Below are 26732 nucleotides of genomic sequence, written 5' to 3'. Positions count from 1 at the left end.
GCCGTGACGCGGTCACGACCCCTCACGCCGGCCCTCACCCCTCGTACGCAGGCCCGCCACGCAGCTGCGCAGCCAGCGCGGTGACCTGGTGGTCGAGATCGACATCGAGCCGCGCCTCGTGCAGGCGACGCTTGTGATCGGTCGCCGACCGCACCATGTCAGCCGAACTCGCTGTCTCGTGCTGGCGGCCACGCAGGTCGGAGAGCAACGCACCCTCCATGGTGCGGACACTCTGCCCGTACACTTTCTGCGCGCTCGACGAGTGCGCCTCCACCAGCTCGTCGTATCGGCTCGTCCCGCTGATGAACTTCACGACGACCGGCAGGCAATCGATCGCGATGAAGAACAGCCGGATGAACCAAGTGACCGTGGTCAGGACCGCGTTGTCTTCGGTCAGCTTCGTCAACGCACCGAACCGCTCGAGCAGGCCGATCGCGCCCTGGCTCGCCCGCATCTCGGCTACCTTGCCTGCGATGGCGTCCGCGCGAGTGTCCTCGTAGTTCTGCTGAGCGGAACTCAGCCCGGCCTCCAGCACCCCGATCTCGTCGCGGAGCTCGCGCAGCTTCTCCTGGTGCTCGGCGGTCGGGTGCGCGTTCCGGTATTCGGCGGCCTCGGCCTCGCGTGCCTGACACTCCGGGCCTCTGCCGATCCGGCCCGTCGAGCCCGGAGCCCGCGTACCGGAACACTCGTTGCTAGCGAGGATGTCCCGTCTGGCCTGCTCGGCGCTGTCGTTCCGGATCGTCTCCGCCAATGTGTCCGCGGTCGCGCGTTTAGCGGCGACGTCCTGCTGGATCGCCTCGAAACCGGTCTCAAGGCCCAGCCGGTAGCTGGCGCACGCCGCTTCTCGTGTGGCCGCCCTCGTCTGTTCGTCGGCGGTCGGCGCCGGGTTGCAGCGGGTGAACCCACTCTCCAGCACCGTCACCGCCGCCGCCCGCTCCTGGTGGATGTGCTCCTCGATCGCCGACTCGAACACCCGTAGCACCAGTGGTTCGGCGATCACCACACCGAAGGCGAACGCCAGCACCAGCCGCGGTACGAACAGCCCGGCCCGTCTCCCCCACCGGCCGACGGTGGACGTAGACACCAGCCAGCGGTCCAGGTTCGCGATGAAGACGCCCCAGATCAGTACCGGGAGCAGGATGAGGACATGGAACCCGCCGAGGACTTCAGTGAGCGCGATCGCCATCGAAAACGCGGCGATGGTGGCGGTGCCGAGCACCACCCCGCCGAGTGCGGTGTACTTCGCCCGCTCACCGGGCACCCACGCGAGCAGTTCCTCGTTGACACCCGCGAGCCAGCGCAGGGCTTGACCCGCGCGCTGTCCTCGGTTCTCGGCCGTCGGCCGTTCGCCGGGGAGAAGGCCGAGTCCCGGCTGAGCGAGCACATCGTGCTCGAAGTGGTCGTCAGGCGTCGAGCCGGCCACGCTCACCGCCGTCCGCCAGGCCGGGTCGGGCTGCGTCCGGCTGGGTGCCGATGAGCTCGTCCACGAGCGAGCCCACGATCCGCTGACTGTCGATGGCGATCGTGTGCCACTCCTCCTCCGGCATCGACTTGAGGATCTCGATCAACTGCTTGCGTTTGTCCTCGGCTATCCGGTATCCGCGCTCCACGGCGGCGCCGAGGTTCAGCTCCCCTCGGGCTGCCGCGAGCGCGGACAGTGCGTTCGGCCCGCCGTCCACATAGGCGCGCAACCGCTCGGCGTTGCGGTCCTCACCGGAGTGCTCGAGCACCTCCTTGTTCTGGTGCCAGCGCACGTTGCGCAGGTCTCGCTCGTAGCCGGCCAGGTCCTTCGGCGTGACGACAAGGACCGCACCCAGGGCCACGCTCATGCCATCGACGTGCGGCGCACGCAGCCGGGTGTAGGCGTCGACGCGGCTCAACAGCTCGTTTCGAACCACGTTGATGTCCTCGACCGAGTAACGGACGCCGATTTGCGTAAGGCTCACGTCCCGCCGCAGGTACTGCCGCAACGGCTCGGTCATGTCTCGCAGACCGGCCTCCGCGACCCGCTCTGGGTCCTCGACCTGGCACCAGAAGTCCACCAGCAGCACGAACTCGTCGGCCGCACTGCAGGACGGCACCTGCAACTGGACGGTGACGGTCTTTGGTCGCATGTCGACGGTACTGACGGAGATTGCGCTGATCACCAGCTCTTCACGGCGACCGAGGTGCCTGCGCTCCTGGAAGGCGACGTAACCGTTGTGTACCTCGAAGACCGGCACCGTGCCGGGGAGGTGTTTTGGCAGCTCGCTCAGGTCGCGGCTGCGCCCCAGCCAGCGGCGCGTCGCCGGGTCGAGTGCCCGTTCGTCGACGACCGGGTAGGTGGTGGTGTTGGCCATACTTCAGCTCCCGACAGGTTGGGTGGTGGCGCTCAGCGCGGTGAGCAGGGTGGTCACGAGTGCGGGTGACGGGCGGTCGGCGGCGGTGCCAGTGGTCATCGCTCTGACGAGCTCCGCAATGCGCAAAGCACGGTGCGGGACGGGCATGGCCGTGTGGATCGCGGCGCCGAGCCGGGCCACCGTGCCGAGGAGGTCCGCGTCCCCCGAGAGGGACCGCAGGGCCTCGACCAGCGTGTCGATGGCTTCCTTCCGGTGCGGCGAGCTGCAGAGAACCTCAGCCCAGAGCGCGCCGAGCACTTCAACGTGCTCCGGCTGTTCGCGCAGAATCCGTGCGGTGACCAGACCGCTCCCCTCGCCCTCCTCCGCACGGAGCAGGGCGAGGGCCATCGACCGTGCAGCCTTCGCGACCCGCCCGGTCCACCCTCGCTCGTACTGCTCCTGGTTCTCGACCTGTTCGACCGCCGTCTCGGCGAGCTGTTCCACGACGTAGCTGTCGGTCGTGAGGTCCGCGGGCGCGGCGTGATGTGGGTCGACAGCGCGGATCAGCTCGGTTCGCACGGTCGCGAGGACCCGACCCGTTGCCACCGAGTCCTCGGCCACGGCCACCGCGAACAGCACGCTGATCGCGGTCCGTGCCACTTCTCCGATCCGCCTTGCGCGAAGTGCGAGGAAGCACAACCGCTGCAGCGCCTCGTCCGAGAACCGAATACCCAGGGGACCGCCAAGTGCGAGCGCGGAGGTGACGGCGCGGTTCAGCCCGTTGTTCTGGCCCCAGTCCAGTGCGGTGCGCAACGCCACCGGGGCCAGCCGGTCGTCGTAGCTCATGAACCACAACACCATCGCGGCGGTCGTGCGCTCCGCAGCAAGACCAGCGGCCCAGCCCGTGAGATATCCGTCCCGGATCTCGACGAAGTTCTCCCTGGCGAGCAGCGCCAGCGCGTAGGCGAGTTCACCGAGGACATCGACCGGCGAGTCGGACCGGCAAAGGTCGTGCACCCAGTTGCGCACTGGGTGCCACAGCTGGTGCCCGTACCGGTCGTACAGCTCGCGGAGCACGTGCGCACGGTGATCCCCGTGGCGGAACCGCACCAGCTTCCCAGCCAGCCAACCATCGTCGTCGAGGTCGTCGGCAGCGACGACGGCGACGAGCGGATGGCTCCTGGAGCGTTGCTCGAGAACCTCCTCATGCCATGGCAGGTGCGGCGCCGCCGCCCGCTTCTCCTGCGTGGCGACGGCGTGGACGCGCAGCAGGTCGATTAGATGATCGTGCGTCGGCTCCGGCTGGCTGCCGCCAACCGCCAGTGCAGTGATGGACAGCAGGTCCCGCATCGTGATCCGGCCGTCGAACCACGTGGCGACCTGTTCCTTCGGCACGTCCCGCATGGCCGCGACAGCATCGGCCGAGTCATCGATCATGCGGCGTGCGAGCAGTGCGACGCCCCGCGGGCGGCCGCCCGCGCGCACGTGCTCCTCCCCCATCGCGATGACGTCCGGCTCGATTGTGACATCCCCGAGGTGGCTGTGGAGCGTCTGCACCGGATCCGGTGGGCCAACGGTAATCGCATACGGAGTGAGGTGGCGCTCGCTCATCCGCCGCGATGTCGTGGTGAGCACGAGATACGCACCCCTTCTCGAGCATGCGGTCGCCAGACGGTCCGCCTCGTAGCTGCGGACGGCAGGCTCCTCGTTCGTGCCAAGGTGGTCGGCGACCAGGTAGCCGGTGCCCTCGACGAACTCGATGCCGCCCAACTGACCGAGGCCGCGCGCGGGCGACGCGGCCTCAAGCGGAGCGTCCGGCCCACACACCTCGCGCAGGAGGTGGAGCGCAAGGGCCCGTTTGCCGCTGCTCTCCGGGCCGACGAGCACCACAAAGTTGTGCTGCCGCAACAACACCAGGGCCGTGGATCGCTCCGGCGGCGACACGAAGCACCGCAACGTCTCGGCAACCCGCTCCACGTCGAGCGGTCCCGACGCGGCCGACGACAGCGACTCGCCGAAACCGACACCGAACACGCCGTGCTCGGCACGCACGCCGCCATAGATGTTGTTCTGGACATTGAAGGTCTTGCGGAGATGGCGAAACTCCTCCGCTCCGTCCCATTCGAACTCGGCAGGCGCGGCGTCCACCGGCTTCCCCTGCCCCGCGTCCTCGTCCGGCGCCTCCTGGGTGGCCGCTACCGATTCCTGCTCGTGCACCTCGGCAGCGGTCACTGATCCGCCCCGAACTGCATGCCGAAAACCACACGCTCGCCGTGCACCGTATTGATGGTGTTCTGCACGACATGCTGCGCGCCAGGCGACGTCGGGCCCGGTTCACGCGGCGGTTCGTCTACTCGCAACGTCATCGCGTGCACATCGTGGCCGGGCACGCACAGCCACGCTGGCTCGTCGAACTCCTTCTGATGCACACGCACCTGGCGGAACTCGTCCGGTCGCCAGGTGGTGGCGAGGCTCGCCACCGTGTCCGTGTAGATCCGCTCAGACAACAGCAGGGCCAGGTTCGCCGGTACCACCTCAGCGAGCGCGGCCCGGAGCACACCGGAGTCCAACAGCCGTGCGACCGCGACCGGTGCCGGTCCCGCGTGGCCAAGTTCCGCCGGAGACAGCGGACCGAAGTGCATGGCGACACGGAGTCGCAACCGCGCTTCCGGCCGGAGACGGTCGTTGTAACGATGCAGCTCCGCGGTGAGCTCGCGGACGTAGCGGTCGACCACGACGACCTCCGGTTCCATGGACGGGAGGACAGCGAACTCGCTGTCACCTCCGTCCTGCGTGATCCAGTCGCCCCGGTACAGTCCAGCGGCGCGTGCGGCCGTGCCTGCGACCGACACCATCCCGCGCTGCACCTCCCGCTGGTCCACCTCAACGCGAGAGCCATAACTCTTCGCGTCCATCGCGACACAGAGACGTCGTCGCGTTAGTCCATCTGATGACACGGGTAGGCCTTTCGAGTGCTCCGAGCTGACAGTGGTGTCATGATCAGGCACAGCAAGTAACAAGAACCCGTCTCAGTGCGGGATTTGCTCACCCGTTCGCGATCCGGAGCAATCCGGCAAGATCACCAACGTCGATCCGCCGATATTTCCGGATGAGGACGCCTTCGGATTCCAGCGAACGCAGTTCTTTCTCTACCGTGCGCAGTCCTACGCCCGCGAGGGACGCGATCTCCGGTTGTGTTAGCGGCACACCGATCTCCCAGTGCGTCGGCTTCTTCGTACCGTAGCCGCGAACCAGTTCGTAGAGAACCCGCGCCACCCTCGTGCGCGAGTCCCGCGAGGAGAAGTCGAGCCTGCGCCGGTTGGCCCAGCGCAGGCGTCTCCCGATCATCATCGCAAGGCCGAGAGCGATGTCCGGGTGGCGCCGGGTCAGCGAACGCAGCTCGGCCGCGCCCATCACCCGTGCTTCGACCGCGCCACATGCGATGACGTCGGCGGAGCGCGGAGATCCCTCCAACGACCCCATCTCACCCACCATGTCACCCGCTATCCGAATACCGAGCAATGCGGTGTGCCCGTTGTCGTCACGAATCGATACCTTGACCATCCCCGCGAGCAGCAGGTACGCGTGGTCATCTGCCGCGCCCTGCTCGATCAGGCGCCGTTCGCTCGCATACTCGACCCTGGTCCCCACCGCAAGCAATGCCGCCCGATCGGTGGGCCTCAGGCCTCCGAGCAGGGTGGACGGCGACCACTGGTCGTCGACTCCGTGAAAGTCCCCCAATGTGAATCCCCACGAACGACGACAGGAATCCCTAGTCTGGTGAAATTTTAACTACCAGAAGCAGTTACAATCCGGGCTAACACCAGATGCTTGCAATAATCAACCATTTGGGTCAGCGACACTGCCATGTCTGGCGTCGAGGGTAACTACGGGAATAACTGGCTCCGCCGTGCGAGTGAACCACCGACAGAAACACACAGTTGTGTGACAGTCAGCGAACTTTTGCCACACAGGGTTCAATATGGCCGTGTCCGTTACCCATCCTGGTGAGCCGCACCATGCGAGTCTTGGTGTGCGGCTCAACTGGTTGCGGGCCGGGGTGCTGGGGGCCAACGACGGGATCGTGTCCGTTGCCGGGGTGGCGGTCGGCGTGGCGGGGGCGACGGCCGACCGGTCCGCGATCCTGGTCGCCGGGGTGGCGAGCCTGGTCGCCGGGGCGCTGTCCATGGCGGGCGGCGAGTACGTCTCCGTCTCCACGCAGCGGGACACCGAGCAGGCCGCGCTCCGGCTCGAGCAGTACGAACTCGACACCATGCCCGAGGAGGAGGAGCAGGAGCTCGCCGAGATCTACGAGGAGCGTGGCCTCTCCCCCGGCCTCGCCGCCGAGGTCGCGCGCGAGCTGACCCAGAACAACGCGCTCGAGGCCCACGCCGAGGCGGAGCTGGGCATCGATCCTGACGACCTCACCAGTCCATGGCACGCGGCGTGGGCGTCGCTCGTCGCGTTCACGATCGGTGGGTTGCTGCCGTTGCTGGCCATCTCGGTGCCGGACGTCAGCGTGCGGGTGCTGGCGTGTGCGGCGGCGGTACTGGCCGGGCTCGTGCTCACCGGGGCGGTCAGCGCGCGGCTCGGCAACGCGAACGTCGCCCGCGCGATCGTCCGGAACGTCGGGGTCGGCGCGTTGACGATGCTCGTCACCTATCTCGTCGGGGTGCTGTTCGGTGTCACCGTCGGTGGCTAGTGCCCCGTCCAGGTGGATCGGGGTGGTTATCGGCGGCTCCCGGTGTTCGCCGGCAAGGCGCCGGAAGGTCCTCCTACCGGGTTGTACTCGGGCCTTTCGGCAACGCGGCCGGCGGGCGGCGGGGCCGAAAGAGAATCATGCCGCCGCATCCGCCTGGACGAGGCACTAGGGTCGACGGTGGTGAGCCGGGAAGCCTGGTCGGCATGTCAGTCCGCCGACCCCTGGAGACCTGTGACTGAGTTCGGGCGCTTCCTCCGCACCGAGACGGTGGGTGGGTCCATCCTGCTCATCGCCACCGCGATCGCCCTGTTCGCCGCGAACGGGCCCTGGGCCGACGCCTATCTGGCGCTGCGCGACGCCGAGGTCGGCCCGCACTTCCTGCACCTGAACCTCACCGTCGGCGACTGGGCCAAGGACGGGCTGCTCGCGCTGTTCTTCTTCGTCGCCGGGCTCGAGCTGAAGCGTGAGCTGGTGGTCGGCGAGCTGTCACAGCTCAAGAACGCGTTGCTGCCGGTGATCGCCGCGATCGGCGGGATGGTCGTGCCCGCCCTGGTCGCGCTCGGCGTCGGCTGGGGTGATCCGCGCATGGCGCAGGCATGGGCGATCCCCGTCGCCACGGACATCGCGTTCGCGCTCGGGGTGCTCGCGCTGACCGCGTCGGGACTGCCGAGCAGCGCACGGTTGTTCCTGCTCAGCCTCGCGGTGGTGGACGACCTCGGCGCGATCCTGGTGATCGCGATCCTGTTCACCAGCTCGTTCGACCTCGTCGCGGCGGCCGTCGCGGTGGCGCTGCTGGCGCTCTACTGGTTCCTGCAGCACAAACGGGTCCGCACGCCGTGGGTGTACGTGCCGGTCGCCGTCGCCACGTGGGTCGCCGTCCACTCGTGCGGGGTGCACGCCACGATCGCGGGGGTCGCACTCGCGCTGCTGACCAGGGTGCGCACCGACCCCGGCGAGGAGGAGTCGCCGTGCCTGCGGCTGGAGCACCGGTTGCAGCCGTGGTCGGCCGGGCTCGCCGTGCCGGTGTTCGCGTTCTTCGCGGCGGGCATCTCGCTCAGCGGGGACGCGCTGGGCCGCCTGTTCACCGACCGGCTCTCGCTCGCGATCATCGCGGGGCTGGTGGTCGGCAAGATCGTCGGGATCGTCGGGTCGTCGCTGCTCGCCGTCCGGCTCGGAGTGGCCCGGCTACCCCCCGACCTGGGCAAACGGGATCTCGCCGCGGTCGCGATGCTCGGCGGGGTCGGGTTCACGGTGAGCCTGCTGATCGCCGACCTGTCACTCGACGGGCCCGACATGGAGCTGGCGAAGGGCGCCGTTCTGGTCGCGTCGGCGCTCGCCTCACTGCTCGCCGCGATGCTGCTGGCGCGTAGAAGCAAGGCTCATTCGGCGGATTGACCCCGCCCGGCCAGCTTCTTTCATTCGCACGTGGCACGATGTCGCGGTGACCAGTGCGCGCGAGAACAGCCACGGAAACGGGGCAGGACTGCCCAGGGTCCCGTCGATCCCGCTATCGGACGACGCGAGCACACCGGGGGACCAGTCGATCGGCGGGCTGGTCAGGGACGCCACGACGCACCTTTCGACGCTGATCAGGGGCGAGCTCGAGCTGGCGAAGTCCGAGGTCACCGGTGAGATCAAGAAAGGCCTCACGGGCAGCGTCTCGCTCATCATCGCGCTCGTCGTGCTGCTGCTCTCCATCCCGTTCCTCTTCGTCGCGTTCTCGCTCGGGATCAACGACCTCCTGGACTGGGAAGACCACCCGTGGGCGGGCTTCCTCATCACGTTCGTGATCTTCATCGTCGTCGTCGCCCTGCTCGTGTTCGTCGGGATCCGCAAGTTCAAGCGGATCCGCGCGCCGCAGCGGACGATCGACTCGGCGAAGGACACCATCGCCACGCTGCGCGGCCGCGGTGACGACGAGCACTACGAGCTGGAACCGCGCCGTCCTTGAGCGGCGCGGGCACCATCGTGCGACCCGACCCGTCGACCGTGCGTCTCGACGGGCCGTGGGTGCACCGTGACGTCCACGCCAACGGCATCCGGCTGCACGTGGCCGAGACCGGCGAGGGCCCGCTCGTGCTGCTGTTGCACGGGTTCACCGGCTTCTGGTGGTCATGGCACAACCAGCTGGGCGCGCTCGCGGACGCCGGCTACCGCACGGTCGCGGTCGACCTGCGCGGCTACGGCGACTCCGACAAGCCGCCGCGCGGCTACGACGGCTGGACCCTCGCGGGCGATGTCGGCGGCCTGATCAAGGCGCTTGGCGAGCCCCGGGCACACCTGGTCGGCCATGCGTGGGGCGGCATGCTCGCGTGGACGGTCGCCGCGCTGCACCCCCGGCTGGTCCGGTCAGTCACCTCGATCGCGTCGGCGCATCCCATGGCACTGCGCAGGGAGCTGCGCCGCACGGTATTGCACCGCAAGGACACCAACCAGGCCCGCGCGCTCGGGCACGTGTTCCGCGCACAGGTGCCGCTCGCGCCGGAACGCTGGCTCACCAGGGACAACGCGGCGACCGTCGAAGAACTGATGCGCCGATGGTCCGGTCCACAATGGACGGACACATCGGACTTCGCGATGTCCGCGGGCAGGCACCGCTCGGCGATGATGGTCCGCGGCGCCGCGCACAGCGCGCTCGAGTACTACCGCTGGGCCGGCCGCTCGCAGCTGCGTGGTGAGGGCCGCCGGTTCGCGGAAGCCATGCAGCGCAAGGTGACCGTGCCCGTTCTACAGCTCGCGGGCGCGCTCGACCCGTGCGTGCTGCCGCGCACGCTGACGGCGTCGGCGGCGTGGGCGACGCGCCCGGTGGGGACGACGACGCTCGATGGCGTCGGCCACTTCCCGCCGCAGGAGGCGCCTGCCGCGACCAACCGCGCGATCAGCGAGTTCCTCGCCCGATAGTCCGGGGACATCTCAGGGTTCTCCCGGAGACGTCGGTGATCCGGCGGCGGCAGACTCGGTTCCCGGGGATCCACACACCGGGGAGGAAACGCGATGAAGCGTGGTCCAGTGCTGCTCGCCGCTCTGCTGCTGACGGGCGTCGCGGCCGGCACCGCCACCGCCGAGCCGAGGGGGCTCGACTGGCGGCCGTGTGAGCCGGAAAATCCCGTCGAGTGCGCGACGATCACCGTGCCGGTCGACTACGCCCACCCGTCGGCGGGCACGATCGGCGTGGCGGTGGCGCGCACGCGGGCGACAGGCAAACGTGAGGGCACGCTCGTGTTCATGCCGGGTGGGCCGGGTGACTCCGGCGTGAACCGGTTGCTGGGCAGGAACATCGTGCCGCCAGCGGTGTCCGAGCGGTTCGACGTCGTCAGCTACGACCCGCGTGGCACCAACCGCAGCAACCCGGTCGAGTGCGACGCGGACCTGGTCGCGAACCTGCCGAACGTGATCCCGGAGGCGGGTGCGCGGCTCGCGGACATCCAGTCCTACGCCCGCGAACTCGGCGACAGCTGCCGCGAGCACACCGGCCCGCTGCTCGACCACGTCGACAACGTGAGCGTCGCGCACGACATCGACGCGCTGCGTGCCGCGCTCGGCGAGCGGCAGGTCACGCTGTACGGCCGTTCGTACGGCACGTTGGCGGGTCAGATGTATGCGGAGAACTTCCCGCACCGGGTGCGCGGCATGGTGCTGGACAGTGTCTTCGACCACGGCCTCACACGGAAGCAGTTCCTCACGACACAGGTCATGGCCGGTGAGGACGCGTTCACCGAGTTCGCGAAGTGGTGCGCGAGCGACGAAACGTGCGCGCTGCATGGCCAGGACGTAAGTCAGGTGTATCGCGACCTGTACGACAAGGCGGTGCGTGGTGAACTGCCCATGCCCGCGCTCCCGCTGACCCAGCTGACCCTGGACCATTTCTACGGCCCGGACTGGGCGGACCTCGCCGTGCGGTTGAAGCAGCTGTCCGAAGGCGCGACCACGACGCGTGCCGCCGAGGAGACGACACCGTTCCCGATCGCCGCGTTCTGCACCGACCACCGGTTCCGGTTCTCCTCGCAGGACGAGTGGTTGTCGTTGTGGCGCAAGCAGAACGCGGTCGCGCCGACCATGCGCACCCACTTCGCATGGGCGGCCGTTTCGCTGTGCTCCGCCTGGCCATCGGACGTGCCGAACCCGCAGCACCGCACCGACACCGACGACGCACCGCCGATCCTGATCATGAACTCGCTGCACGACCCGGCGACGGGTTACGCGTGGGCGAAGGACGTCAACCGGCAGCTCGACGACAGCGTCCTGCTCACCTACGACGGCTGGGGTCACGGCGTCATGGCCCGCACGGACTGCACCCGCGCCGTCTTCACGAACTACGTGCTGCACAAGGAGATGCCGAGGCCGGGCACGCACTGCGCGGCGGCCCCGCCGACCGTGGAATAGCTGGTGGCCCGGCCCCTAGGCGGCGCAGTTGCCGGTCGCCACCTCACGCGACAGGTCCGGGGCCGCTTCGACCTCCTCCGCCACCTCGGCGGCGGTCAGTGCGAAGCCGGTCTCGGACTGGTCCGTGGCTGCGCCGAAGATCACGCCGATCACGCGGCCCCGCGTGTCGACCAGCGGGCCGCCCGAGTTGCCGCTCTGCACCAGCGCGCGCAGCGTGAACACCTCGCGCCGCACCTGCCGCGCGTCGTAGATGTCCGGGCCGGTCAACGTGATCTGGTCACGCACGCGGGCAGGCGCCGCGCGGTACGGACCGTCGAGCGGGTAGCCGAGCACGATCCCGTCCTGACCGGAGGTCGCGGGCTGGTCCGCGAACGGCAGCGCCGGCGCGGTCAGGCCGGGCACGGACAGCACCGCGACGTCGGTGTCCGGGTCGTACAGCACGACCCGCGCGTTCAGCTGACCCTCGTCGGTCTCCACCACGACCTCGGACGTGCCGGCGACGACGTGCGCGTTGGTCATCATCCGCTCCGGCGCGATCACGAAACCGCTGCCCTCCAGTGCCCGCGAGCACGACGGGGCGCGTGCGTGGATCTTCAGGATGCTCGGCCGCACGTTCTGCACGACCGCGCTGTTCTGCAGCGCGGGGTCGGGCGGCTCGACCTCACGGTTCGGGGTCCGGTCGAACGGGTCGACGACCTCGGGGAAGCCGGACACGTCGAGCAGCCGGCGCAGCTCGTCCGGCAGGTCCTGCGCGGCCTGCGGCATCACCTTGTCGACGCCGCCGAGCACGGTCGAATTGCGGATGGCGGACGCCAGGTCCGGTAACCCACCCACGGTGACCAGCGGCAACGCGATGAGCCACGCCACGACGAACACCACGGCGCCCTGCACGATCGCACCGAGCGCGTTGTCCACCCCGGCGAGCTTCGGTGACCTGATCTTCTCGCGGAGACTGCGGCCGAGCCACACACCGAGCGTCTCGCCCAGTGCGACCAGCAACACGAAGATCGCCACGGCGAAGGCGACCCTGGTCGGCGTCGACTCGATGTACTTCACCACGAGCGGCGCGATCTTGATACCCGCGATGGCGCCGAGCAACACCCCGATGAACGCGGGCAGCGCGGTGATCACGCCCTGCCGTGCCCCCGAGATCGCCGCCAGGATCGCAAGCACGATCACCACAAGGTCGACCCAGTTCACCCGTTCATACCTCCCCGACGCTCTGCCCAACTGAACGCCAAGCGGCGTCAAGGTCGCGTATGTCCGAACCGTTCCACGGCTCGGCCCAGCCACCGAGCTCGAGAAGCAGAGTCAGCAGTGCGGCAGTAAAGCCCCACACAAGCATTCCTGGCAAGGCGAACGCCGGACCGAGAAAGCCGGAGGGATGGCGGCACATGAACCGGTTCGCGGGATCGACGAGGTCAGCGATCGGCGCCCGGGCCACGGCCGCGCTCTCCGCCGGGTCGACCGCCCAGACTCGGCTCGGCTTCTCCCAGTGCGCGACCACGGGCGTGACGTGGAAACGGGACACGGGGATGTGCAGCTGAGGCAGCAGCGCGACCGGCCGCACGCCTGCCGGGTCCAGCCCGGTCTCCTCGACGGCCTCACGCAGCGCGGTCCCGACCGGGCCGTCGTCCTCTGGCTCACTGGAGCCGCCGGGGAACGCGACCTGCCCGGAGTGCGCGCCGCCGCCGTTGGCCCGTAACTGCAACAGCACGTCCGGGCCGCGGGTCTCGTGCTCGCCCAACAGGATCAGCACAGCGGCGTCGCGGGCGTCCTCTGCCGGCGGGGAGATGCGGCGGAACAGCTGCGCGTCGAGGTCGCGGCTGGCCTCGACGACCGGGCGCAGCCATCCGGGAGTCGTCGCCGGGTCGACCAGCGGTCCGTGCTCAGCCATCCGCCACTGCCTGCCTGACCTGATCGACCGAGGTGAACACCCGAGGGTTCTCGATCAGCGTGACCGCACCGTCGTCCACCAGGTACGACGCGGGCAGACCGATCGGGTGCAGTTTCTGCTTGGTGATGCCGTTCTCGTCGAGCAGGCTCGGCAGCCGCACCTTCAGCGCGGTGAGCAGCTCGAGCGCGTCACCGGGCCGGGACTCGACGCCGAGGGTGACCACGGGGATCGCGTCCGGCTCGGCCGCGTACGCGGCGAGGACCGGCAGCTCCGCCTTGCACGGCTCGCACCAGGTGGCCCACATGTTGACGAGCACCCGACCGCCGAGCGCGGTGGCCACGTCGAGCGGGCCGCCGTCCGCGAGGCACTCGACGGTGATCCCCCGGAGGTCAGCGGGGCCTTCCGCGCCTTCGGGGCAGGCGGGCAGCCCGGCCTTGGCGCGTGCCTCCGACAGGTCCGGCGCGGTCTGCGTGGCGTCCCTCGGCGGTGCGGGAGCGGGTTCGGAGCGCGGCCAGATGGCGACCACACCGGCGATCATCAGGATCACCGCCGCTATCGACCACCGCGCTCCGTTCCCCATCTACGCGTGCCCCGGCTTGTACCCGTTGCGGACGCGTTCGGCCAGGTCGATGAGCTGCGGCGCCTCCGGCCCCTTGACCAGCTTGGCCGCCTCCTCCAACCCGGTCGGCCCGGTGCCGAACGACGGGCAGTCCTTGGCGAGCACGCACGCACCGCACGCGGGCTTGCGCGCGTGGCACACCCGGCGGCCGTGGAAGATCACCCAGTGGGAGAGCATCGTCCAGTCCTTCTTGGGGACCAGCTCGCCGATCTCGTGCTCGACCTTGACCGGGTCCTCCTCCTCGGTCCACTCCCAGCGGCGGACCAGGCGGCCGAAGTGCGTGTCGACCGTGATGCCGGGGATGCCGAACGCGTTGCCGAGGATGACGTTCGCGGTCTTGCGGCCGACGCCGGGCAGTGTGACGAGGTCCGCCAGCGTGTTCGGGACCTCGCCGCCGAACCGCTCCACCAGCGCGGTCCCGAGCCCGATCAGCGAGTTCGTCTTGTTCCGGAAGAAGCCGGTCGGCCGGATCAGCTCTTCCATCTCCAGCCGGTCCGCGCCCGCGTAGTCCTCGGCCGTCCGGTACCGCTTGAACAGGGCCGGAGTGGTCAGGTTGACCCGCGCGTCGGTGCTCTGCGCGGACAGGATCGTGGCGACGGCCAGCTCGAGCGGATTGGTGAAGTCGAGTTCGCAGTGCGCGTCGGGGAACGCCTCGGCCAGCACTCTGGTCATCCGCCGGGCGCGGCGGACCAACTTCGTCGGCGGCGGAGTTTTGGCGGTCGCGGCACGGGGTAGCTGTCGAGTGGCGGGCGGCACCCCGCTAGCCTACGGGCCGCCGCACAACCTCATCCGTGCCATGGACGTCCACCAAGTGAGGGACGCGCCGGACCCGGCGTCCGCGTTGCCCGAGCCGACCTGAGCGAGGATCAACACACTATGGCTGTCTGGTTCGTGTTCGCCGTTCCGATCGTCGTGATGTTCTTCGCCCTGTTCATGGAGCGGGTGGAGGCCCGGCTGAGGCACGTCGCCGTGCAGGAGGACGAGGTCGAGGCCTTCCTCGACAACCCTCGCCCCGACGAGGTGCGGGCCCTGTACGGCCATGGCATCGGCCGTGCGCTCGAGCTGTTCCGGCTGCGCCGCAAGGGCAGGCCGAGCGCTCGCGCCAGGAAGGTCATGAACGCGCCGACCATCCGCATCTCCAGGGCCGACCTGCCCAAGAAGATCGGCTGACGACATACCAGTGGTACGCCCTGCGAGGTGATCCACCGCACACGCTCTACACTTCCAATTAGTGATCAGGGCGCCGTTGCCGCTGGTCGCTGCCTCGAGGCTGATTGGGAGGGACGCAGGTGGACGAGACCCTTGCCAGGGCCGGCATCTTCCAGGGTGTCGAACCGGCTGCCGCTGAAGCGCTCGCTCAGACGCTGGAGACCGTTGAGTTTCCGCGCGGGCACGTGATCTTCGCGGAGGGCGAGCCCGGCGACCGTCTTTACATCATCCAGTCGGGCAAGGTGAAGCTCGGCCGCAAGTCACCCGACGGCCGGGAGAACCTGCTGGGCATCATGGGCCCCGCCGACATGTTCGGCGAGCTGTCCATTTTCGACCCGGGCCCGCGCACGTCGACCGCGACGACCGTCACCGAGGTCGTCGCCCGCACGATGGACCGCCCGGCGCTGCGCCAGTGGATCGCGACCCGCCCGGAGATCGCGGAGCAGCTCCTGCGCGTCATCGCCCGCCGCCTGCGCCGGACGAACGGCATGCTGGCGGACCTGATCTTCACGGACGTGCCCGGCCGCGTGGCCAAGGCGCTGCTGCAGTTCGCGCAGCGTTTCGGCAGCCAGGAGGCGGGCCTGCTGCGCGTCATGCACGACCTCACGCAGGAGGAGATCGCCCAGTACGTCGGCGCCTCCCGCGAGACGGTCAACAAGGCACTCGCGGACTTCGCGCACCGCGGCTGGCTGCGCCTCGAAGGCAAGAGCGTGCTGATCCTCGACCCAGAGCGCCTGGCCCGCCGCGCCAGATGAGTCACGCCTGAAAGGGCCCGCACCGAAACGGTGCCGGGCCCTTTCGCGTGCTCGTGACCCTTCTGGACACCCTGAGCGGCCCGCGAACAGCAAAGGAGCCGGGCACCGCCCCCGACGCGGCGCTCCGGCTCCTCGCTTTGCGCGAACCATCCCCCGACGGCCCACGCTCCCCGCCCTCCGAACCATTAGGCCCCGACCCATGTCTGCCGGAGGGAGCTTGTGGACTTGAACACCTTTCCGCTGCCGGTCGTTACCGCCCGCGGAAGGGAACCTGTCATATAAAACGAGGACTGATTCGAATACCCATCCGTTGTGCGCTATCCCCTGTCGTTACCGAACCGTGACCGAATGGATTTGATTGGTACGCGCGTACCAGAGTTTGGCATACTGGTACGTGTGTCCCACTCCGCCAATCTCGCCGACTTCCGCGCCGCACTGACCACACCGGGCGCACGTGCGCCGGTCCTCACATCTTTGCTGGCCAGGATGCCGATCGCGATGGTCGGCCTCTCCTTACTCCTGTACGTGCAGCGGGAGACGGGCTCGTTCACGATCGCCGGCTTCGTCTCCGCTGGCTCGCTCGTCGGCGTCGCCATCGGCGCGGTCGCGCAGGGACGCATCATGGACCGGCTCGGCCCGACCAAGCCGCTCATGGTCGCCTCTGCGCTGTTCGTGGCGACCGTCACAGCCGTCATCATCGCCATCGAGTCCGGGCAGACCGGCCCGGCGCTGGTCGCGCTCGGCTGGCTCATCGGCTTCACAGAACCGATGGTCGGCTCCGCGTCCCGGGCACTGTGGACACACCTGGTCCCGGCAGGCCCGGTCCGGCACGCCGCGTTCGCGTACGAGGCCATCAGCCTCGAGGTCTTCTTCATCCTCGGCCCCGCGCTCGCCGGCCTCATGGTCGCGGCGCCGTGGGCAGGGACGGGCCTCGTGTTCAGTGCCGCGTGCATGGTGATCGGCGGCGTCGGCTTCGGGCTCACGGCCGCCGTCCGCGCCGTGGCACCCACGAAGAACGGCGGTGGTCGCCTGCTCGGCGCCCTCGCCACCCCCGGCATGCGCACGGTCGCGCTGGCCGCGCTCGGGTTCGGCGTCACCGTCGGGTTCATCGAGGTCGCCATCCCCGCCGCCGCGACCAACGCAGGCCACGCGCCGCTCGGCGGCGTCATGCTGGCCGCGTGGTCGCTGACCTCGGTGATCTTCGGCGTGTACTTCGCGGCGCACCCGTGGCCGAAGCGGATGGGGCTGCGGCTGCCGTTCCTGCTTGGCATGTTCGCGCTGTTCGTCGCGCCGCTGGCGACCACGTCGAGCCTGCTCTGGCTGGCGGTGCTGTCACTGTTCGCGGGCATGTGGATCACCCCGCAGTCCACGACGCACTCGACCATGATCGAGCTGGTCGCGCCGGACGGCACGGCCACGGAGGCGTTCGGCTGGATCGTCACGTCGGTGACGCTCGGGCTCGCGGCGGGCCAGTCGGCCAGCGGCTACCTGGTGGAGCAGGTCGGCGTGTGGTCGGCGTTCCTCTCGGCCAGTGTCGCTGGCTTGCTGATCGCCGGGCTGGTCATGTCGCGCAGGCACACGGTCGTCGAGCAGCACGCGCCCGTGCCGGAACTCGTCGCCGTGAGCTGACCCGCGGCGATTGTCGGTGGTCGGGTCTAACTTGTTCGCCATGGACGTCACCGTCACCACCGCGGCACTCGCCGGCGCCGCATCCGCGCTGGTCAAGCTCGTTCCCGGCAAGCTGATCGACCCCGTGCTGTCCGGGCTGCTCCTGACCGCGACGGCCGAGGGCGTATCGCTCGCGGCCAACGACCGGGAGCGGGCGGCCAGGGTGCGCCGGGACGCGGTCGTGCACACCGAGGGGCGGGTGCTGGTGCCTGCCAAGCCGCTGGCCGACACGTTACGTGCGCTGGAGCAGGAGCAGGTCCGGCTGGTGGTGGAGGGCTCGAAGCTGGCGATCCGGGCCCCGGGTGCCCGCTACGCGCTGCCGCTGCTGGACGCGGACGTCCACCCCGGCGTCGGCGACGCGCCGACGGTCGCGGGCACGGTCGACGGAGCCTTGTTCGCGTCCGCGCTGGCCACGGCCGTGCTGGCGGCGTCGCGGGACGACGCGTTACCCATGTTCACCGGAGTCCGGGTCCGCTCGGAGGGCGACCGGCTGATCATGGTCGCGACCGACCGCTACCAGATGGCGCTCGCGTCACTGCCGTGGCACGCGCGGGGCACGGTCGACGCGCTGGTCCCGGCGAGCCTGCTGACCGAGCTGGCGCGCCAGCTCCCGGCGGGCGAGGTCACGGTGCACGCCGACCGCGACCGGTTCGGCCTCGGCTGGCACGGCGCCCTGGCCACGACCGCGGTGCTCGACGGCTCGTTCCTGCACGAGTCGAAGATCCACCTGTCGGACGTGGACACGGTCGTCACCACGGACGCCGACGCGCTGGCGGGTGCGGTCCGCCGGGTCGGCCTCTACACGGACGCGCGCGGCGTCCTGCTGGTGGAGATCGGCGAGGGTGAGATCCGCCTGCGTGGCGCGGACACGAAGGCGGGCGAGGCGGAGGAGTCGGTGAAGGCGGGTGTGGACGGTGGGCGCACCGGCCAGGCCTACCAGTTCCGCTTCCTCACCGACGCGCTTCGCTGCTTCTCCGGCAGGCAGGTCCGGATGGAGATCCAGCCCGGCATGCGCGCCACCGTCTTCTCGGCCGTGGAGCCGATGGAACCGACAGTCCGCTATGTGGTGATGCCTATGCTGCCGCCCAAGTAGACGGTCAGAACCGCTCGTCGGTGGTGAAGAGGTAGTCGAGCTGGGCCCGGACCGACCACTCGGCCGGGCCCCACAGCGACTCGTCCACGTCGCGGTAGACGTGTTCGACGACCTGGCGGGCGGTGGCACCGGGGCCGAGTTCGCGCAGTGCCTCGCGCACCTGGTCGAGCCGCGACTCGCGGTGACCGAGGTACTCGCGCGCGGTCGTGGCGACGTCCGGCAGCTCCGGGCCGTGGCCCGGCAGCGCGACGGTGCCGGGCGGCACCGCCAGCAGGCGGCGGAGCGAGCCCATGTACGCGCCGAGGTTGGAGATCACCGTCGTCCCGCGGCCGAGCACCGAATCACCGGTGAGCAGCGCGCCCTCGACGGCCAGGCACACCGAGTCGTCGGTGTGGCCGGGGGTGTGCTGCACGCGGATCGACAGCCCGGCGGCGTCGACGACCTCGTCGTCGGTGAGGGCGGGCGCGTCCGCGCACAGCGACGGGTCGAACGCGCGGATCGGCGCGCCGACGCGGCGCGCGAGCCATGGTGCGCCCTGCACGTGGTCCGGGTGATGGTGGGTCACCAGGATCAACGCGACCTCGCCCGCCGCCTCGGCGACCCGGGTCAGGTGCGCCTCGTCCTCGTAACCGGGGTCGACCACGACGCACGCCGACGAGCCGGGGGCCCGCAGCAGCCACGTGTTCGTGCCCTCGAGCGTCATCGCGCCCGGGTTGTCCTCGAGCATGACGGCGGCGGTGTCGGTGACCTTCCGCAGCTCGCCGTACGCCGGGTGCCCGGTCATCCGCCGATCCGGTCATCTGGGCGTGCGTCGAGGTGCGCGGGCGAGTCGTCGTACAGCGGGTCGCCGGGCAGGACGACGCGCAGGGTGTCGCCGTCGCGGGCCACCTTGGGCATGAGCACGGTGATCTCGCGTTCGACGGCCATGGCTCTGGCGACGGTCGCGCACTCCTCCAGCTGGGCGAGCGTGGTCCAGGTCGGCGGCAGCAGCCCGTCCCGGCCCGCTTTCCAGTCGTCGAGCGCGTCACCGGGGCGCTGCCAGCGCGTGTCCTGGGCTTCGGAGGTGTCGCCATCGGCGCGCTGCCCCTCTGGCAGGCGCGCGAGGAAGAACCGCGTGTCGAACCGCCGGGTCTCCTGCTCTGGCGTCAGCCAGTTGGCCCACGGCCGCAGCAGGTCGGCCCGCAGCACGAGCCCGGCCTCGGCGAGGAACCCGGCGAGCGACAGCTCCCGGTTCACGAGCTGCTCCCGCGCGCCCGCGAACGGCCGCGCGTCGGCGACGACGCTGTGCCCGTCTGGCCCGGCGAGCAGCACCCCGGACTCCTCGAACGTCTCACGCACGGCAGCGCACACGAGTGCCCGCGCGAGCCCCACGTCGCAGAAGAACCGCTCGGCCCACCACTCGGGCGCGGGCCCGTGCCAGGCGATCGAGGTGTCGGCGTCCCGCCGGTCGACGCCACCACCGGGAAAGACGGTCATCCCACCGGCGAACGCCATCCCCCGGACCCGCCGCTGCAGGAACACCTCGAGGCCGGCGGCCGTGTCCCGCACGAGCATCACGGTGGCCGCGTCCTTGGGCGTGACCGGCGGATCGGGTGGCTCCGGGGGCACCAGCCCGGACGGCAGGGTCAACTCCTTGGGCAGCTCACGCACAGAGGGAGCCTACTTCGACCATGTGGCCACGCAGGCCCATGTTGAGGCGCAGGCCACGCACGGCCCCGCAACACGAGCGGCCGATCCGAGGCTCACCGCGGGCCGCCGGTGCGTCGGTGGGGCGGCTCGCGCGGCAGGATGGGCTCATGAGTGAAGACGTGCTGCGGATGGGGCTTGTCGGGGCTGGGCCGTGGGCGCACAAGGTGCACGGGCCCGGGATCGTGGCTCATCCGCGGACCGAGCTGGTCGCGACGTGGGCCCGGCGGCCCGAGGCGGCTGCCGAGGTCGCGGCGCTCGGCGGGGCCACGCCGTTCGGCGACTTCGACGACTTCCTTCGGCACGTCGACGCGGTCGCGTTCGCGGTGCCGCCCGCCGTGCAGGCGCCGTTGGCCGCGCGGGCGGCGCGGGCCGGGAAGCACCTCGTGCTCGAGAAGCCCGTCGCGTCTTCCGCCGGTGACGCCGAGGTGCTCGCGGCCGCTGTCGAGCAGGCCGGGGTCACCTCGATCATGATGCTCACCTTCCGGTACGACCCCGGGACCCGGCGGTGGCTCGACGAGGTGCACCGGGTCGGCGAGTGGGATGGCGGGCTCGCCCGCTGGTTCTCCGGCACGCTGCTGGAGACCAGGTACGAGCGGTCACAGTGGCGCCACGACGGCGGGGCGCTCGCCGACATCGGGCCGCACGTGTTCGACCTTCTCGACGCCGCGTTGGGGCCCGTCGCGGACATCGAGCAGGCGCGGTTCACCGAGCACGGGGTCTGGCACGTCATGCTTGGCCACGAGAACGGGCGCGTGAGCACGGCGACGCTGTCGATGCACACGCCGACGCAGCCCGCCATCACCGACTTCGCCGTGCACGGGCCGCGCGGGTTCCTCGCGTTCGACGCCAGTGGGGACGCGCCTGCTCGCTACGCGGTGCTGCTCGACGACTTCGTGCGTCTCGTCGAGAGCGGAACGGCCGAGCACCCGCTGGACGTGCGGCGCGGGCTGCACCTCCAGCGGCTGCTCGGCCGCGTCACCGATCAGTTGGCCGGCGGGTAACCCCGGTTGTCGGAGTGCGGCGGCATCCCGTTGATGATCATCGGGCCCGTCGTCTGGTTCGGGTGGTCGAACGGGGCCGCCGAGGCGGGCTTGCCGTGTCGGCCGGACCTGTCGACGTGCCATGACGCGGTGCTCTGCGGCGGCGGGTCCTGCTGCTCGCGCCTGGCCAGCTCGTCCTGCAGCTCACGCAGCAGGTTGCGCTCCTGCGTGCTGAGGACGTCGTCGACGAACGCCTGCGAGTGCTTGTCGACCCCGTTCGCCGGCGCGAGCCGGGGGCGGGACGGCGGCTCCTGCGGCTGCTCGTCCTTCGGCGGCTCGGCGCGGCGGCGCGGGGTCGGCGAAGGCCGGGAGTTCGTGCGGGCCTCCTCGTGCAGCGCGGACGGCGGCTGGACCGGCATGGGCTGCGCGTCCTCCGGAAGACGCTCCTGCTCGAACTGCGACGCGGGCTGCGGCACCGGCGGCTCGAACGGGTCGCTGCGCACCGCATCGACGCGTGGCGGCTCCTTGGCCTCGATGCCACCCGCCGCCGGGGTCATCATCGTCGGCGGGTCGACGTGCGGACCCTCCTGATGCGGCTCGGTGAACACGGACTGATCACTGAACGGCGGGTCCTTGCGGACCGGGATCTCCACGTGCGGCGAGTCGATCCGCGGCACGTCGTGCGCCAGCGAGTCCCTGCGCGAGGTCTCCGGCCGCACGGCGGCCACCCTCGGCGGCTCCGGCTGGACCGCGGACAGCCGCGGCGGTTCCGGGGCCGGTTCGGGGCGGCGCGGCAGCTCGGGCGCCGCCGTCAGCCGTGGCGGCTCGACGCGGGACGACTCGATCCTCGACGGCTCCGGCACCGCCGACATCCTCGGCGGCTCGACCCTGGCCGACTCGACGCGGGTACGTGCCGACTCGATCCGGGGTGCCTCGTATGCCGGCTCCACCCTCGGGAGGGTGGAGCCGAGACCGTCAAAAGGGACCTGTCGCGCGCTCCGCATCGCCTCCCGGTGGTAGTCGCCGGGTTCGACGCCATCCATGAGGACCTCGACCGACGCTCGGATACCGGCGCGCCGCAGCGCCTCCTCGACGCGGTAGGCGGTCGCGGGCGGGAAACCGCCGGGACCGATGCCCACCAGCACCAGCAGACGTGGGACGGCGCCGGACGCCGGTCCTGCCGGGGTCAGGCGCCACACGCACCACATCGACCGCACGTCCGGCAGCACCCCGAGCACCGGGCGCACCGCGTCGGCGACCCCCCGTTCCGGGTCGCGGCCGTCGACGGCACCGAACGCGAACCGGTGTCTGCCCGCCTCGACGTGGTCGGTGACCATCACCCGGTCGATGACCGACGGGTCTAGGTACATGTCGGCGAACAGCGACTCCAGCTCCGTGTGCTGATCCCGGGTCAGCACGATCCGGCCGGCCGCCAGGCACCCGGCCAGGAACTCGAGCGACCGGTCCAGCTCGGCGGACGCCACCATCTGGCGCGCGTCCGCCAGTGCGTCGTCGTCGAGCCGCCCCGCGAGCGCCAGCAGCAGATCATGTATCCGGATCGGCAACGCGATACCTGGACGGTTCGCCCCACCTGGTCCTACCCCCCGCGCGACCTGTGTCAAGGTCGGCTCCTTCCCAGCTCTCGTCGGCATCGACGGCTTGTGCTGGGGAGCAGGCTCACCCCTGGTGCACGATCACCCCGGGCAGCAGCGGCTCGGAAGCCGCCAGTGCCGCACGGTGATAGGGCGGGAGGTCGATGCCCTCCGGCATGACCTCGACGCCCGGCTCGTGCGTACCAAGAGCACGCAGCACGCGCTGCAGCTCCCCGGTCAACCGAGCGCAGCCCGTCGATGCCGTGACGAGCACGATCCTGGTGGCCGGTCCCACCCCTGATCGGTGCCGTCGCCAGCTCCCACGCACGTCGACCAACTCGGGGCGACCATGGAGTACCGCCCCGAGCACTACTGCGTCGGAGTCCCCCGAATTCACCCGATCGGGCGACTCCGTGGTGAATGTGTAGTCGACTTCGTCGATTTGGTCCACCCAGGGCACGGCGTGAAGCCGTCCCGCGTCCGCTCCGGCATCGAGCAGGGCCGCGTTGAGCAGCATGGATTCACGCGCTGTGATCGCGACACGTTCTCTGAGCAACGTCAGCGGCAGCGCGCGGGCCAGCGCGTCGATGGCGCCACCCGCGAGCCAGTCACGCAGCCGCCACAGCTGACGGTCGGGCAGCCGCCCGGCGAACCGGAGCAGCAGTTCGTGACACGCTTCGTCGCGCTCGTCCACCTCGGTCATGACGCTCTCTCCCCTAAAAGCCGATCTCCACCGTCAGCTCCACCTCGACCGGCACGCCGAGCGGCAGCTCGGCGACCCCGACCGCGGACCGGACGTGCTGCCCCGCGTCCCCGAACACCTCGCCGAGCAGCTCGGACGCACCGTTGAGGACCGCGGGCTGGCCGGTGAAGCCCTCCGCGGAAGCGACGAACCCGACGACCTTGACGACCCGCGACACCTTGTCGATGCCGACCAGCTGGTCGACGGCGGCCAGCGCGTTCAGCGCGCACGTGCGGGCGTGCGCCTTGGCCTCCTCGGGGCTGATCTCGCGGCCGACCTTGCCGGTCGCGGCGATCTTCCCGTCGACGAACGGCACCTGGCCCGCCGTGAACACGAGGTTGCCGGACCGGACCGCGGGCACGTAGGCGCCCGCGGGCGCAGGCACCGGCGGCAGCTCGATGCCCAGGCTCCCGAGGCGGCCCGACCAGGTCACGACTTGGGCCGCTTCAGATAGGCAACCATCTGTTCCCCGGTCGGCCCTGGCAGGACGGTGACGAGCTCCCAGCCGTCCTCGCCCCACTGGTCGAGGATCTGCTTGGTCGCGTGGATCAGCAGCGGCACCGTGGCGTACTCCCACTTGGTCATGGTCCGCGACTCTAGCCGCCACCCCGGTACGGTGTGCCGCGTGGAGGGTTGGCGGCTGATAGCGGGCGCACTGCTGGCGGTGGCCGGGATCGTGCTGATGCTGCTCACGATGGCGAAGGTGCGCGAGCGGCGCGGCGCGACCGGCGCCGACGTCGCGGTGGCCGGGGCGATCTCGCTCGTGGTCCTCGTGATCCTGGTCGGGCTGGTGCTGCTCGTGCTGCCCGCCGGCATCGCGTGGGGCGTCGTGGTCGTGGTCGGCGGCGCCGTGACCGTGATGATGCTCGCTAGTTGAGCCGGTTCGTGAGCGCTGGTCGTATCCGTCCACTTACCCTGAAAACGTGAGCACTCCCGTTGTCGGTTGGACCGACCAGGTCGCACGGGCGCGGCTGCACGTGGTCACGGGCAAGGGTGGCACCGGCAAGACCACGATCGCCGCCGCGCTGGCGCTCGCGCTGGCCACGGGCGGGCGCCGGGTGCTGCTGATCGAGGTCGAGGGCCGCCAGGGCATCGCCCAGCTGTTCGACACCAACCCGCTGCCCTACGAGGAGCGCAGGATCGCGTCCGCGCCGGGCGGCGGCGAGGTCCGCGCACTGCACGTGGACGCGGAAGAGGCGCTGCTCGAGTACTTCGCGATGTTCTACAACCTGGGCTTCGCGGGCCGGACGCTGCGCAGGATGGGCGCGATCGAGTTCGCCACCACCCTCGCGCCCGGCCTGCGGGACGTGCTGCTGACCGGCAAGGTCAAGGAGACCGTCGGCCGCACCGACGAGAACGGGCGGCACAGGTACGACGCGGTGGTGCTGGACGCGCCGCCGACCGGCCGGATCGTGAAGTTCCTCGACGTCACCAAGGCCATGGCGGAGCTGGCGAAGGTCGGCCCGATCAAGGGCCAGAGCGATGGTGTGGTCCGGCTGCTGCACTCCGGCGACACCGCGGTGCACCTGGTCACGCTGCTCGAGGAGATGCCGGTCCGCGAGACCATCGAGGCGATCACCGAGCTGGACGGCGCGGACCTGCGGCCGGGGGTGGTGTTCCTCAACCGGGTGCGCCCGCCCCGCCTGCCCACCCGTTCCGTGACACCCGCCGCGGGTGGCCGCGTCGACGCGTCCCGGGTCCGCAACGGGCTCACCTCCGCCGGGCTGGACCTGTCCGAGGAGGACCTGGACGGCCTGGTCGGGGAGACCGTCGAGCACGCGATCCGGGTGCTGGCCGAGCAGAACGCCCGCGAACAGATCGCCGAGGTGGACCTGCCCGCCGTCGAGCTGCCCGACATCAACGATGGCGTCGACACCGCCGCGCTGTACGAGCTGGCCGAGACCATGGTCGAGCAGGGGGTGCGATGACCGAGCGGCTCGACGTCGACTCGCTGATCGACAACCCTGACATCCAGGTGATCGTCTGCTGCGGCTCCGGTGGCGTCGGCAAGACCACCACGGCCGCGGCCATCGCGGTGCGTGCCGCGGAACGCGGCCGCAAGACCGTGGTGCTGACCATCGACCCGGCGCGACGCCTCGCGCAGGCGCTCGGGCTGCGCGAGCTGGGCAACACCCCGAGAGAGGTGGAGGTCGACGGGTTCGAGCCGTCCGGCCAGCTCTCGGCGATGATGCTCGACATGCGCCGCACCTTCGACGACATGGTGCTGGGGCACGCGGGTGAGAAGCGGGCGCAGGAGGTGCTCGCCAACCCGTTCTACAAGACGATCTCCACGTCGTTCTCCGGCACGCAGGAGTACATGGCGATGGAGAAGCTGGGCCAGCTCGCGAACGAGGGCCGATGGGACCTGATCATCGTCGACACCCCGCCGAGCCGGTCAGCGCTGGACTTCCTCGACGCGCCGCAGCGCATGTCCTCCGCGCTGGACGGCCGGATGATCCGCCTGCTGTCCGGGCCCGCCCGCGGTGGCGGCTGGGGCATCCGCAAGGTCGTCGGCGCCGGGGTGATGCTGTTCGCGAAGGCCGTGTCGACCATCGTGGGCGGGCAGCTGCTGGCCGACGCGTCGGCGTTCGTGCAGGCCTTCGACTCCATGTTCGGTGGTTTCAAGCAGCGGGCCCGCAAGACCTACGAGCTGCTGCGCTCGTCGGGCACGTCGTTCGTGGTGGTGGCCTCGCCGGAGCCGGACGCGCTGCGGGAGGCGAGCTACTTCGTGGAGCGGCTGGCGTCCGAGTCGATGCCGCTCGCCGGGCTCGTGATCAACCGGACGCACCCGGTGCTGGCGCAGCTGCCCGCCGCCAAGGCGATCGCGGCCGCCGACGGGCTCGACGCGAAGGGCGAGTCGCCGCTCGCGGCCGCGGTGCTCCGCCTGCACGCGGACCGGGTGGCCGTCCGGCTGCGCGAACGCAGGCTGCTGGCCAGGTTCACCAAGGCGCACCCGAGCGTGCCATCGGTCAGCGTGCCCGCCATGCCGTCGGACGTACACGACCTGTCGGGCCTGCGCACCATCGGCGAGCAGCTGGCTGGTTCGCCGCCCCGGGATTAGGAGACCCGCCAGGACCGGCGGCAG

General features: G+C 70.4%; 28 protein-coding genes. 13 read left to right on the top strand and 15 right to left on the bottom strand.

Annotated features, from left to right (window positions below; translation table 11 throughout):
• Window positions 1-34: 34 nt before the first annotated feature.
• From WBA97_RS19160 to WBA97_RS19140, 5 genes are all read right to left on the bottom strand, one after another.
• Window positions 35-1423, bottom strand: coding sequence for a DUF4407 domain-containing protein (locus WBA97_RS19160; RefSeq protein ID WP_424232217.1), 1389 nt, complete (start codon window positions 1421-1423; stop codon window positions 35-37).
• Window positions 1404-2339 carry a hypothetical protein gene (locus WBA97_RS19155; RefSeq protein WP_424232216.1) on the bottom strand — a complete coding sequence of 312 codons (936 nt, stop codon included), beginning with the start codon at window positions 2337-2339 and terminating at the stop codon, window positions 1404-1406. Before WBA97_RS19155 ends, WBA97_RS19160 begins: the two co-directional genes overlap by 20 nt.
• A gap of 3 nt (window positions 2340-2342) precedes the next feature.
• Window positions 2343-4550 carry a hypothetical protein gene (locus tag WBA97_RS19150; protein ID WP_424232215.1) on the bottom strand — a complete coding sequence of 736 codons (2208 nt, stop codon included), beginning with the start codon at window positions 4548-4550 and terminating at the stop codon, window positions 2343-2345.
• Window positions 4547-5173, bottom strand: a complete 627-nt coding sequence (locus WBA97_RS19145; protein ID WP_424232214.1) for a hypothetical protein — start codon at window positions 5171-5173, stop codon at window positions 4547-4549. Before WBA97_RS19145 ends, WBA97_RS19150 begins: the two co-directional genes overlap by 4 nt.
• Before the next feature lie 190 nt (window positions 5174-5363).
• A complete protein-coding gene (locus WBA97_RS19140) occupies window positions 5364-6059 on the bottom strand; it encodes a Crp/Fnr family transcriptional regulator (protein WP_424232213.1) in 696 nt (231 codons plus the stop codon).
• 241 nt (window positions 6060-6300) lie between these two features.
• Between WBA97_RS19140 and WBA97_RS19135 the strand changes: the two genes are divergently transcribed.
• The 5 genes from WBA97_RS19135 (at window position 6301) to WBA97_RS19115 (ending at window position 11403) form a co-directional block, all read left to right on the top strand.
• Entirely contained in the window at window positions 6301-7020 is a 720-nt protein-coding gene (locus WBA97_RS19135) for a VIT1/CCC1 transporter family protein (protein ID WP_424232212.1), read from the top strand.
• A 231-nt stretch (window positions 7021-7251) separates the two neighbouring features.
• Window positions 7252-8415, top strand: a complete 1164-nt coding sequence (nhaA, locus tag WBA97_RS19130) for a Na+/H+ antiporter NhaA (RefSeq protein WP_424232211.1) — start codon at window positions 7252-7254, stop codon at window positions 8413-8415.
• 46 nt (window positions 8416-8461) lie between these two features.
• The gene (locus WBA97_RS19125) at window positions 8462-8971 is read left to right on the top strand and encodes a phage holin family protein (RefSeq protein WP_424232210.1); all 510 of its coding nucleotides are present in this window, start codon (window positions 8462-8464) and stop codon (window positions 8969-8971) included.
• A complete protein-coding gene (locus WBA97_RS19120; protein WP_424232209.1) occupies window positions 8968-9921 on the top strand; it encodes an alpha/beta fold hydrolase in 954 nt (317 codons plus the stop codon). Before WBA97_RS19125 ends, WBA97_RS19120 begins: the two co-directional genes overlap by 4 nt.
• 93 nt (window positions 9922-10014) lie before the next feature.
• Window positions 10015-11403, top strand: a complete 1389-nt coding sequence (locus WBA97_RS19115; protein WP_424232208.1) for an alpha/beta fold hydrolase — start codon at window positions 10015-10017, stop codon at window positions 11401-11403.
• Window positions 11404-11418: 15 nt separating this feature from the next.
• Here WBA97_RS19115 and WBA97_RS19110 read toward each other — a convergent pair whose 3' ends face one another.
• Genes WBA97_RS19110 through nth form a run of 4 tightly spaced genes read right to left on the bottom strand, consistent with a single transcriptional unit; the run spans window position 11419 to window position 14591 of the window.
• The gene (locus WBA97_RS19110; protein ID WP_424232207.1) at window positions 11419-12603 is read right to left on the bottom strand and encodes a MarP family serine protease; all 1185 of its coding nucleotides are present in this window, start codon (window positions 12601-12603) and stop codon (window positions 11419-11421) included.
• A 4-nt stretch (window positions 12604-12607) separates the two neighbouring features.
• Window positions 12608-13300: an NUDIX hydrolase gene (locus WBA97_RS19105; RefSeq protein ID WP_424232206.1), complete on the bottom strand. Its 693-nt coding sequence runs from the start codon at window positions 13298-13300 to the stop codon at window positions 12608-12610.
• Complete coding sequence (locus WBA97_RS19100) at window positions 13293-13880, bottom strand: redoxin domain-containing protein (RefSeq protein ID WP_424232205.1); 588 nt, start codon at window positions 13878-13880, stop codon at window positions 13293-13295. The genes WBA97_RS19105 and WBA97_RS19100 overlap by 8 nt, the downstream gene beginning before the upstream one ends.
• Window positions 13881-14591, bottom strand: a complete 711-nt coding sequence (nth, locus tag WBA97_RS19095) for an endonuclease III (RefSeq protein ID WP_424232204.1) — start codon at window positions 14589-14591, stop codon at window positions 13881-13883.
• Between the two features lie 204 nt (window positions 14592-14795).
• Here nth and WBA97_RS19090 point away from each other — a divergent pair, with 204 nt between their 5' ends.
• From WBA97_RS19090 to dnaN, 4 genes are all read left to right on the top strand, one after another.
• On the top strand, window positions 14796-15089 hold the full coding sequence (locus WBA97_RS19090; RefSeq protein WP_424232203.1) for a hypothetical protein: 294 nt from the start codon (window positions 14796-14798) through the stop codon (window positions 15087-15089).
• Window positions 15090-15208: 119 nt separating this feature from the next.
• A complete protein-coding gene (locus WBA97_RS19085; protein WP_184811270.1) occupies window positions 15209-15883 on the top strand; it encodes a Crp/Fnr family transcriptional regulator in 675 nt (224 codons plus the stop codon).
• A gap of 396 nt (window positions 15884-16279) precedes the next feature.
• Window positions 16280-17512, top strand: a complete 1233-nt coding sequence (locus WBA97_RS19080) for an MFS transporter (RefSeq protein WP_424232202.1) — start codon at window positions 16280-16282, stop codon at window positions 17510-17512.
• A 40-nt stretch (window positions 17513-17552) separates the two neighbouring features.
• Entirely contained in the window at window positions 17553-18644 is a 1092-nt protein-coding gene (dnaN, locus tag WBA97_RS19075; RefSeq protein ID WP_424232201.1) for a DNA polymerase III subunit beta, read from the top strand.
• A gap of 4 nt (window positions 18645-18648) precedes the next feature.
• On the opposite strand, the gene WBA97_RS19070 is transcribed toward dnaN, so the two are convergent.
• Complete coding sequence (locus WBA97_RS19070; RefSeq protein WP_424232200.1) at window positions 18649-19428, bottom strand: MBL fold metallo-hydrolase; 780 nt, start codon at window positions 19426-19428, stop codon at window positions 18649-18651.
• Window positions 19425-20285: an NUDIX hydrolase gene (locus WBA97_RS19065; protein ID WP_424232221.1), complete on the bottom strand. Its 861-nt coding sequence runs from the start codon at window positions 20283-20285 to the stop codon at window positions 19425-19427. Before WBA97_RS19065 ends, WBA97_RS19070 begins: the two co-directional genes overlap by 4 nt.
• 155 nt (window positions 20286-20440) lie before the next feature.
• On the opposite strand from WBA97_RS19065, the gene WBA97_RS19060 reads away from it, so the two are divergent.
• Entirely contained in the window at window positions 20441-21334 is an 894-nt protein-coding gene (locus tag WBA97_RS19060) for a Gfo/Idh/MocA family protein (RefSeq protein WP_424232199.1), read from the top strand.
• Here the strand turns inward: WBA97_RS19060 and WBA97_RS19055 are convergent.
• The 4 genes from WBA97_RS19055 to WBA97_RS19040 all read right to left on the bottom strand — a co-directional run bounded on the left by WBA97_RS19055 (window position 21316) and on the right by WBA97_RS19040 (window position 24232).
• The gene (locus WBA97_RS19055; RefSeq protein ID WP_424232198.1) at window positions 21316-22878 is read right to left on the bottom strand and encodes a hypothetical protein; all 1563 of its coding nucleotides are present in this window, start codon (window positions 22876-22878) and stop codon (window positions 21316-21318) included. The genes WBA97_RS19060 and WBA97_RS19055 overlap by 19 nt on opposite strands.
• Before the next feature lie 112 nt (window positions 22879-22990).
• Window positions 22991-23608 carry a hypothetical protein gene (locus WBA97_RS19050; protein WP_424232197.1) on the bottom strand — a complete coding sequence of 206 codons (618 nt, stop codon included), beginning with the start codon at window positions 23606-23608 and terminating at the stop codon, window positions 22991-22993.
• Between the two features lie 13 nt (window positions 23609-23621).
• Window positions 23622-24080 carry a RidA family protein gene (locus WBA97_RS19045; RefSeq protein ID WP_424232196.1) on the bottom strand — a complete coding sequence of 153 codons (459 nt, stop codon included), beginning with the start codon at window positions 24078-24080 and terminating at the stop codon, window positions 23622-23624.
• Window positions 24077-24232, bottom strand: a complete 156-nt coding sequence (locus tag WBA97_RS19040) for a hypothetical protein (RefSeq protein ID WP_330838386.1) — start codon at window positions 24230-24232, stop codon at window positions 24077-24079. Before WBA97_RS19040 ends, WBA97_RS19045 begins: the two co-directional genes overlap by 4 nt.
• Window positions 24233-24272: 40 nt before the next feature.
• Here WBA97_RS19040 and WBA97_RS19035 point away from each other — a divergent pair, with 40 nt between their 5' ends.
• The 3 genes from WBA97_RS19035 to WBA97_RS19025 are packed head-to-tail and all read left to right on the top strand — an operon-like array spanning window position 24273 to window position 26708.
• On the top strand, window positions 24273-24524 hold the full coding sequence (locus WBA97_RS19035; protein WP_424232195.1) for a hypothetical protein: 252 nt from the start codon (window positions 24273-24275) through the stop codon (window positions 24522-24524).
• A gap of 46 nt (window positions 24525-24570) precedes the next feature.
• On the top strand, window positions 24571-25575 hold the full coding sequence (locus WBA97_RS19030) for an ArsA-related P-loop ATPase (protein ID WP_424232194.1): 1005 nt from the start codon (window positions 24571-24573) through the stop codon (window positions 25573-25575).
• Entirely contained in the window at window positions 25572-26708 is a 1137-nt protein-coding gene (locus WBA97_RS19025) for an ArsA family ATPase (RefSeq protein WP_424232193.1), read from the top strand. Before WBA97_RS19030 ends, WBA97_RS19025 begins: the two co-directional genes overlap by 4 nt.
• The last annotated feature ends 24 nt before the right edge of the window (window positions 26709-26732 follow it).

Origin of the sequence: Actinophytocola sp. (assembly GCF_049647105.1) — a bacterium.
Classification (GTDB): domain Bacteria; phylum Actinomycetota; class Actinomycetes; order Mycobacteriales; family Pseudonocardiaceae; genus Actinophytocola.
This window is presented reverse-complemented; position numbering and strand designations above follow the sequence as displayed.

What these genes read in the sequence shown, in the direction of transcription:
- WBA97_RS19040 (WP_330838386.1), bottom strand. Translation starts at nt 24,232, where the DNA reads ATGACCAAGTGGGAGTACGCCACGGTGCCGCTGCTGATCCACGCGACC.
- WBA97_RS19155 (WP_424232216.1), bottom strand. Translation starts at nt 2,339, where the DNA reads ATGGCCAACACCACCACCTACCCGGTCGTCGACGAACGGGCACTCGAC.
- WBA97_RS19050 (WP_424232197.1), bottom strand. Translation starts at nt 23,608, where the DNA reads ATGACCGAGGTGGACGAGCGCGACGAAGCGTGTCACGAACTGCTGCTC.
- WBA97_RS19060 (WP_424232199.1), top strand. Translation starts at nt 20,441, where the DNA reads ATGAGTGAAGACGTGCTGCGGATGGGGCTTGTCGGGGCTGGGCCGTGG.
- WBA97_RS19070 (WP_424232200.1), bottom strand. Translation starts at nt 19,428, where the DNA reads ATGACCGGGCACCCGGCGTACGGCGAGCTGCGGAAGGTCACCGACACC.
- WBA97_RS19105 (WP_424232206.1), bottom strand. Translation starts at nt 13,300, where the DNA reads ATGGCTGAGCACGGACCGCTGGTCGACCCGGCGACGACTCCCGGATGG.
- WBA97_RS19100 (WP_424232205.1), bottom strand. Translation starts at nt 13,880, where the DNA reads ATGGGGAACGGAGCGCGGTGGTCGATAGCGGCGGTGATCCTGATGATC.
- WBA97_RS19090 (WP_424232203.1), top strand. Translation starts at nt 14,796, where the DNA reads ATGGCTGTCTGGTTCGTGTTCGCCGTTCCGATCGTCGTGATGTTCTTC.
- WBA97_RS19025 (WP_424232193.1), top strand. Translation starts at nt 25,572, where the DNA reads ATGACCGAGCGGCTCGACGTCGACTCGCTGATCGACAACCCTGACATC.
- nth (WP_424232204.1), bottom strand. Translation starts at nt 14,591, where the DNA reads ATGACCAGAGTGCTGGCCGAGGCGTTCCCCGACGCGCACTGCGAACTC.
- dnaN (WP_424232201.1), top strand. Translation starts at nt 17,553, where the DNA reads ATGGACGTCACCGTCACCACCGCGGCACTCGCCGGCGCCGCATCCGCG.
- WBA97_RS19115 (WP_424232208.1), top strand. Translation starts at nt 10,015, where the DNA reads ATGAAGCGTGGTCCAGTGCTGCTCGCCGCTCTGCTGCTGACGGGCGTC.
- WBA97_RS19135 (WP_424232212.1), top strand. Translation starts at nt 6,301, where the DNA reads ATGGCCGTGTCCGTTACCCATCCTGGTGAGCCGCACCATGCGAGTCTT.
- WBA97_RS19145 (WP_424232214.1), bottom strand. Translation starts at nt 5,173, where the DNA reads ATGGTGTCGGTCGCAGGCACGGCCGCACGCGCCGCTGGACTGTACCGG.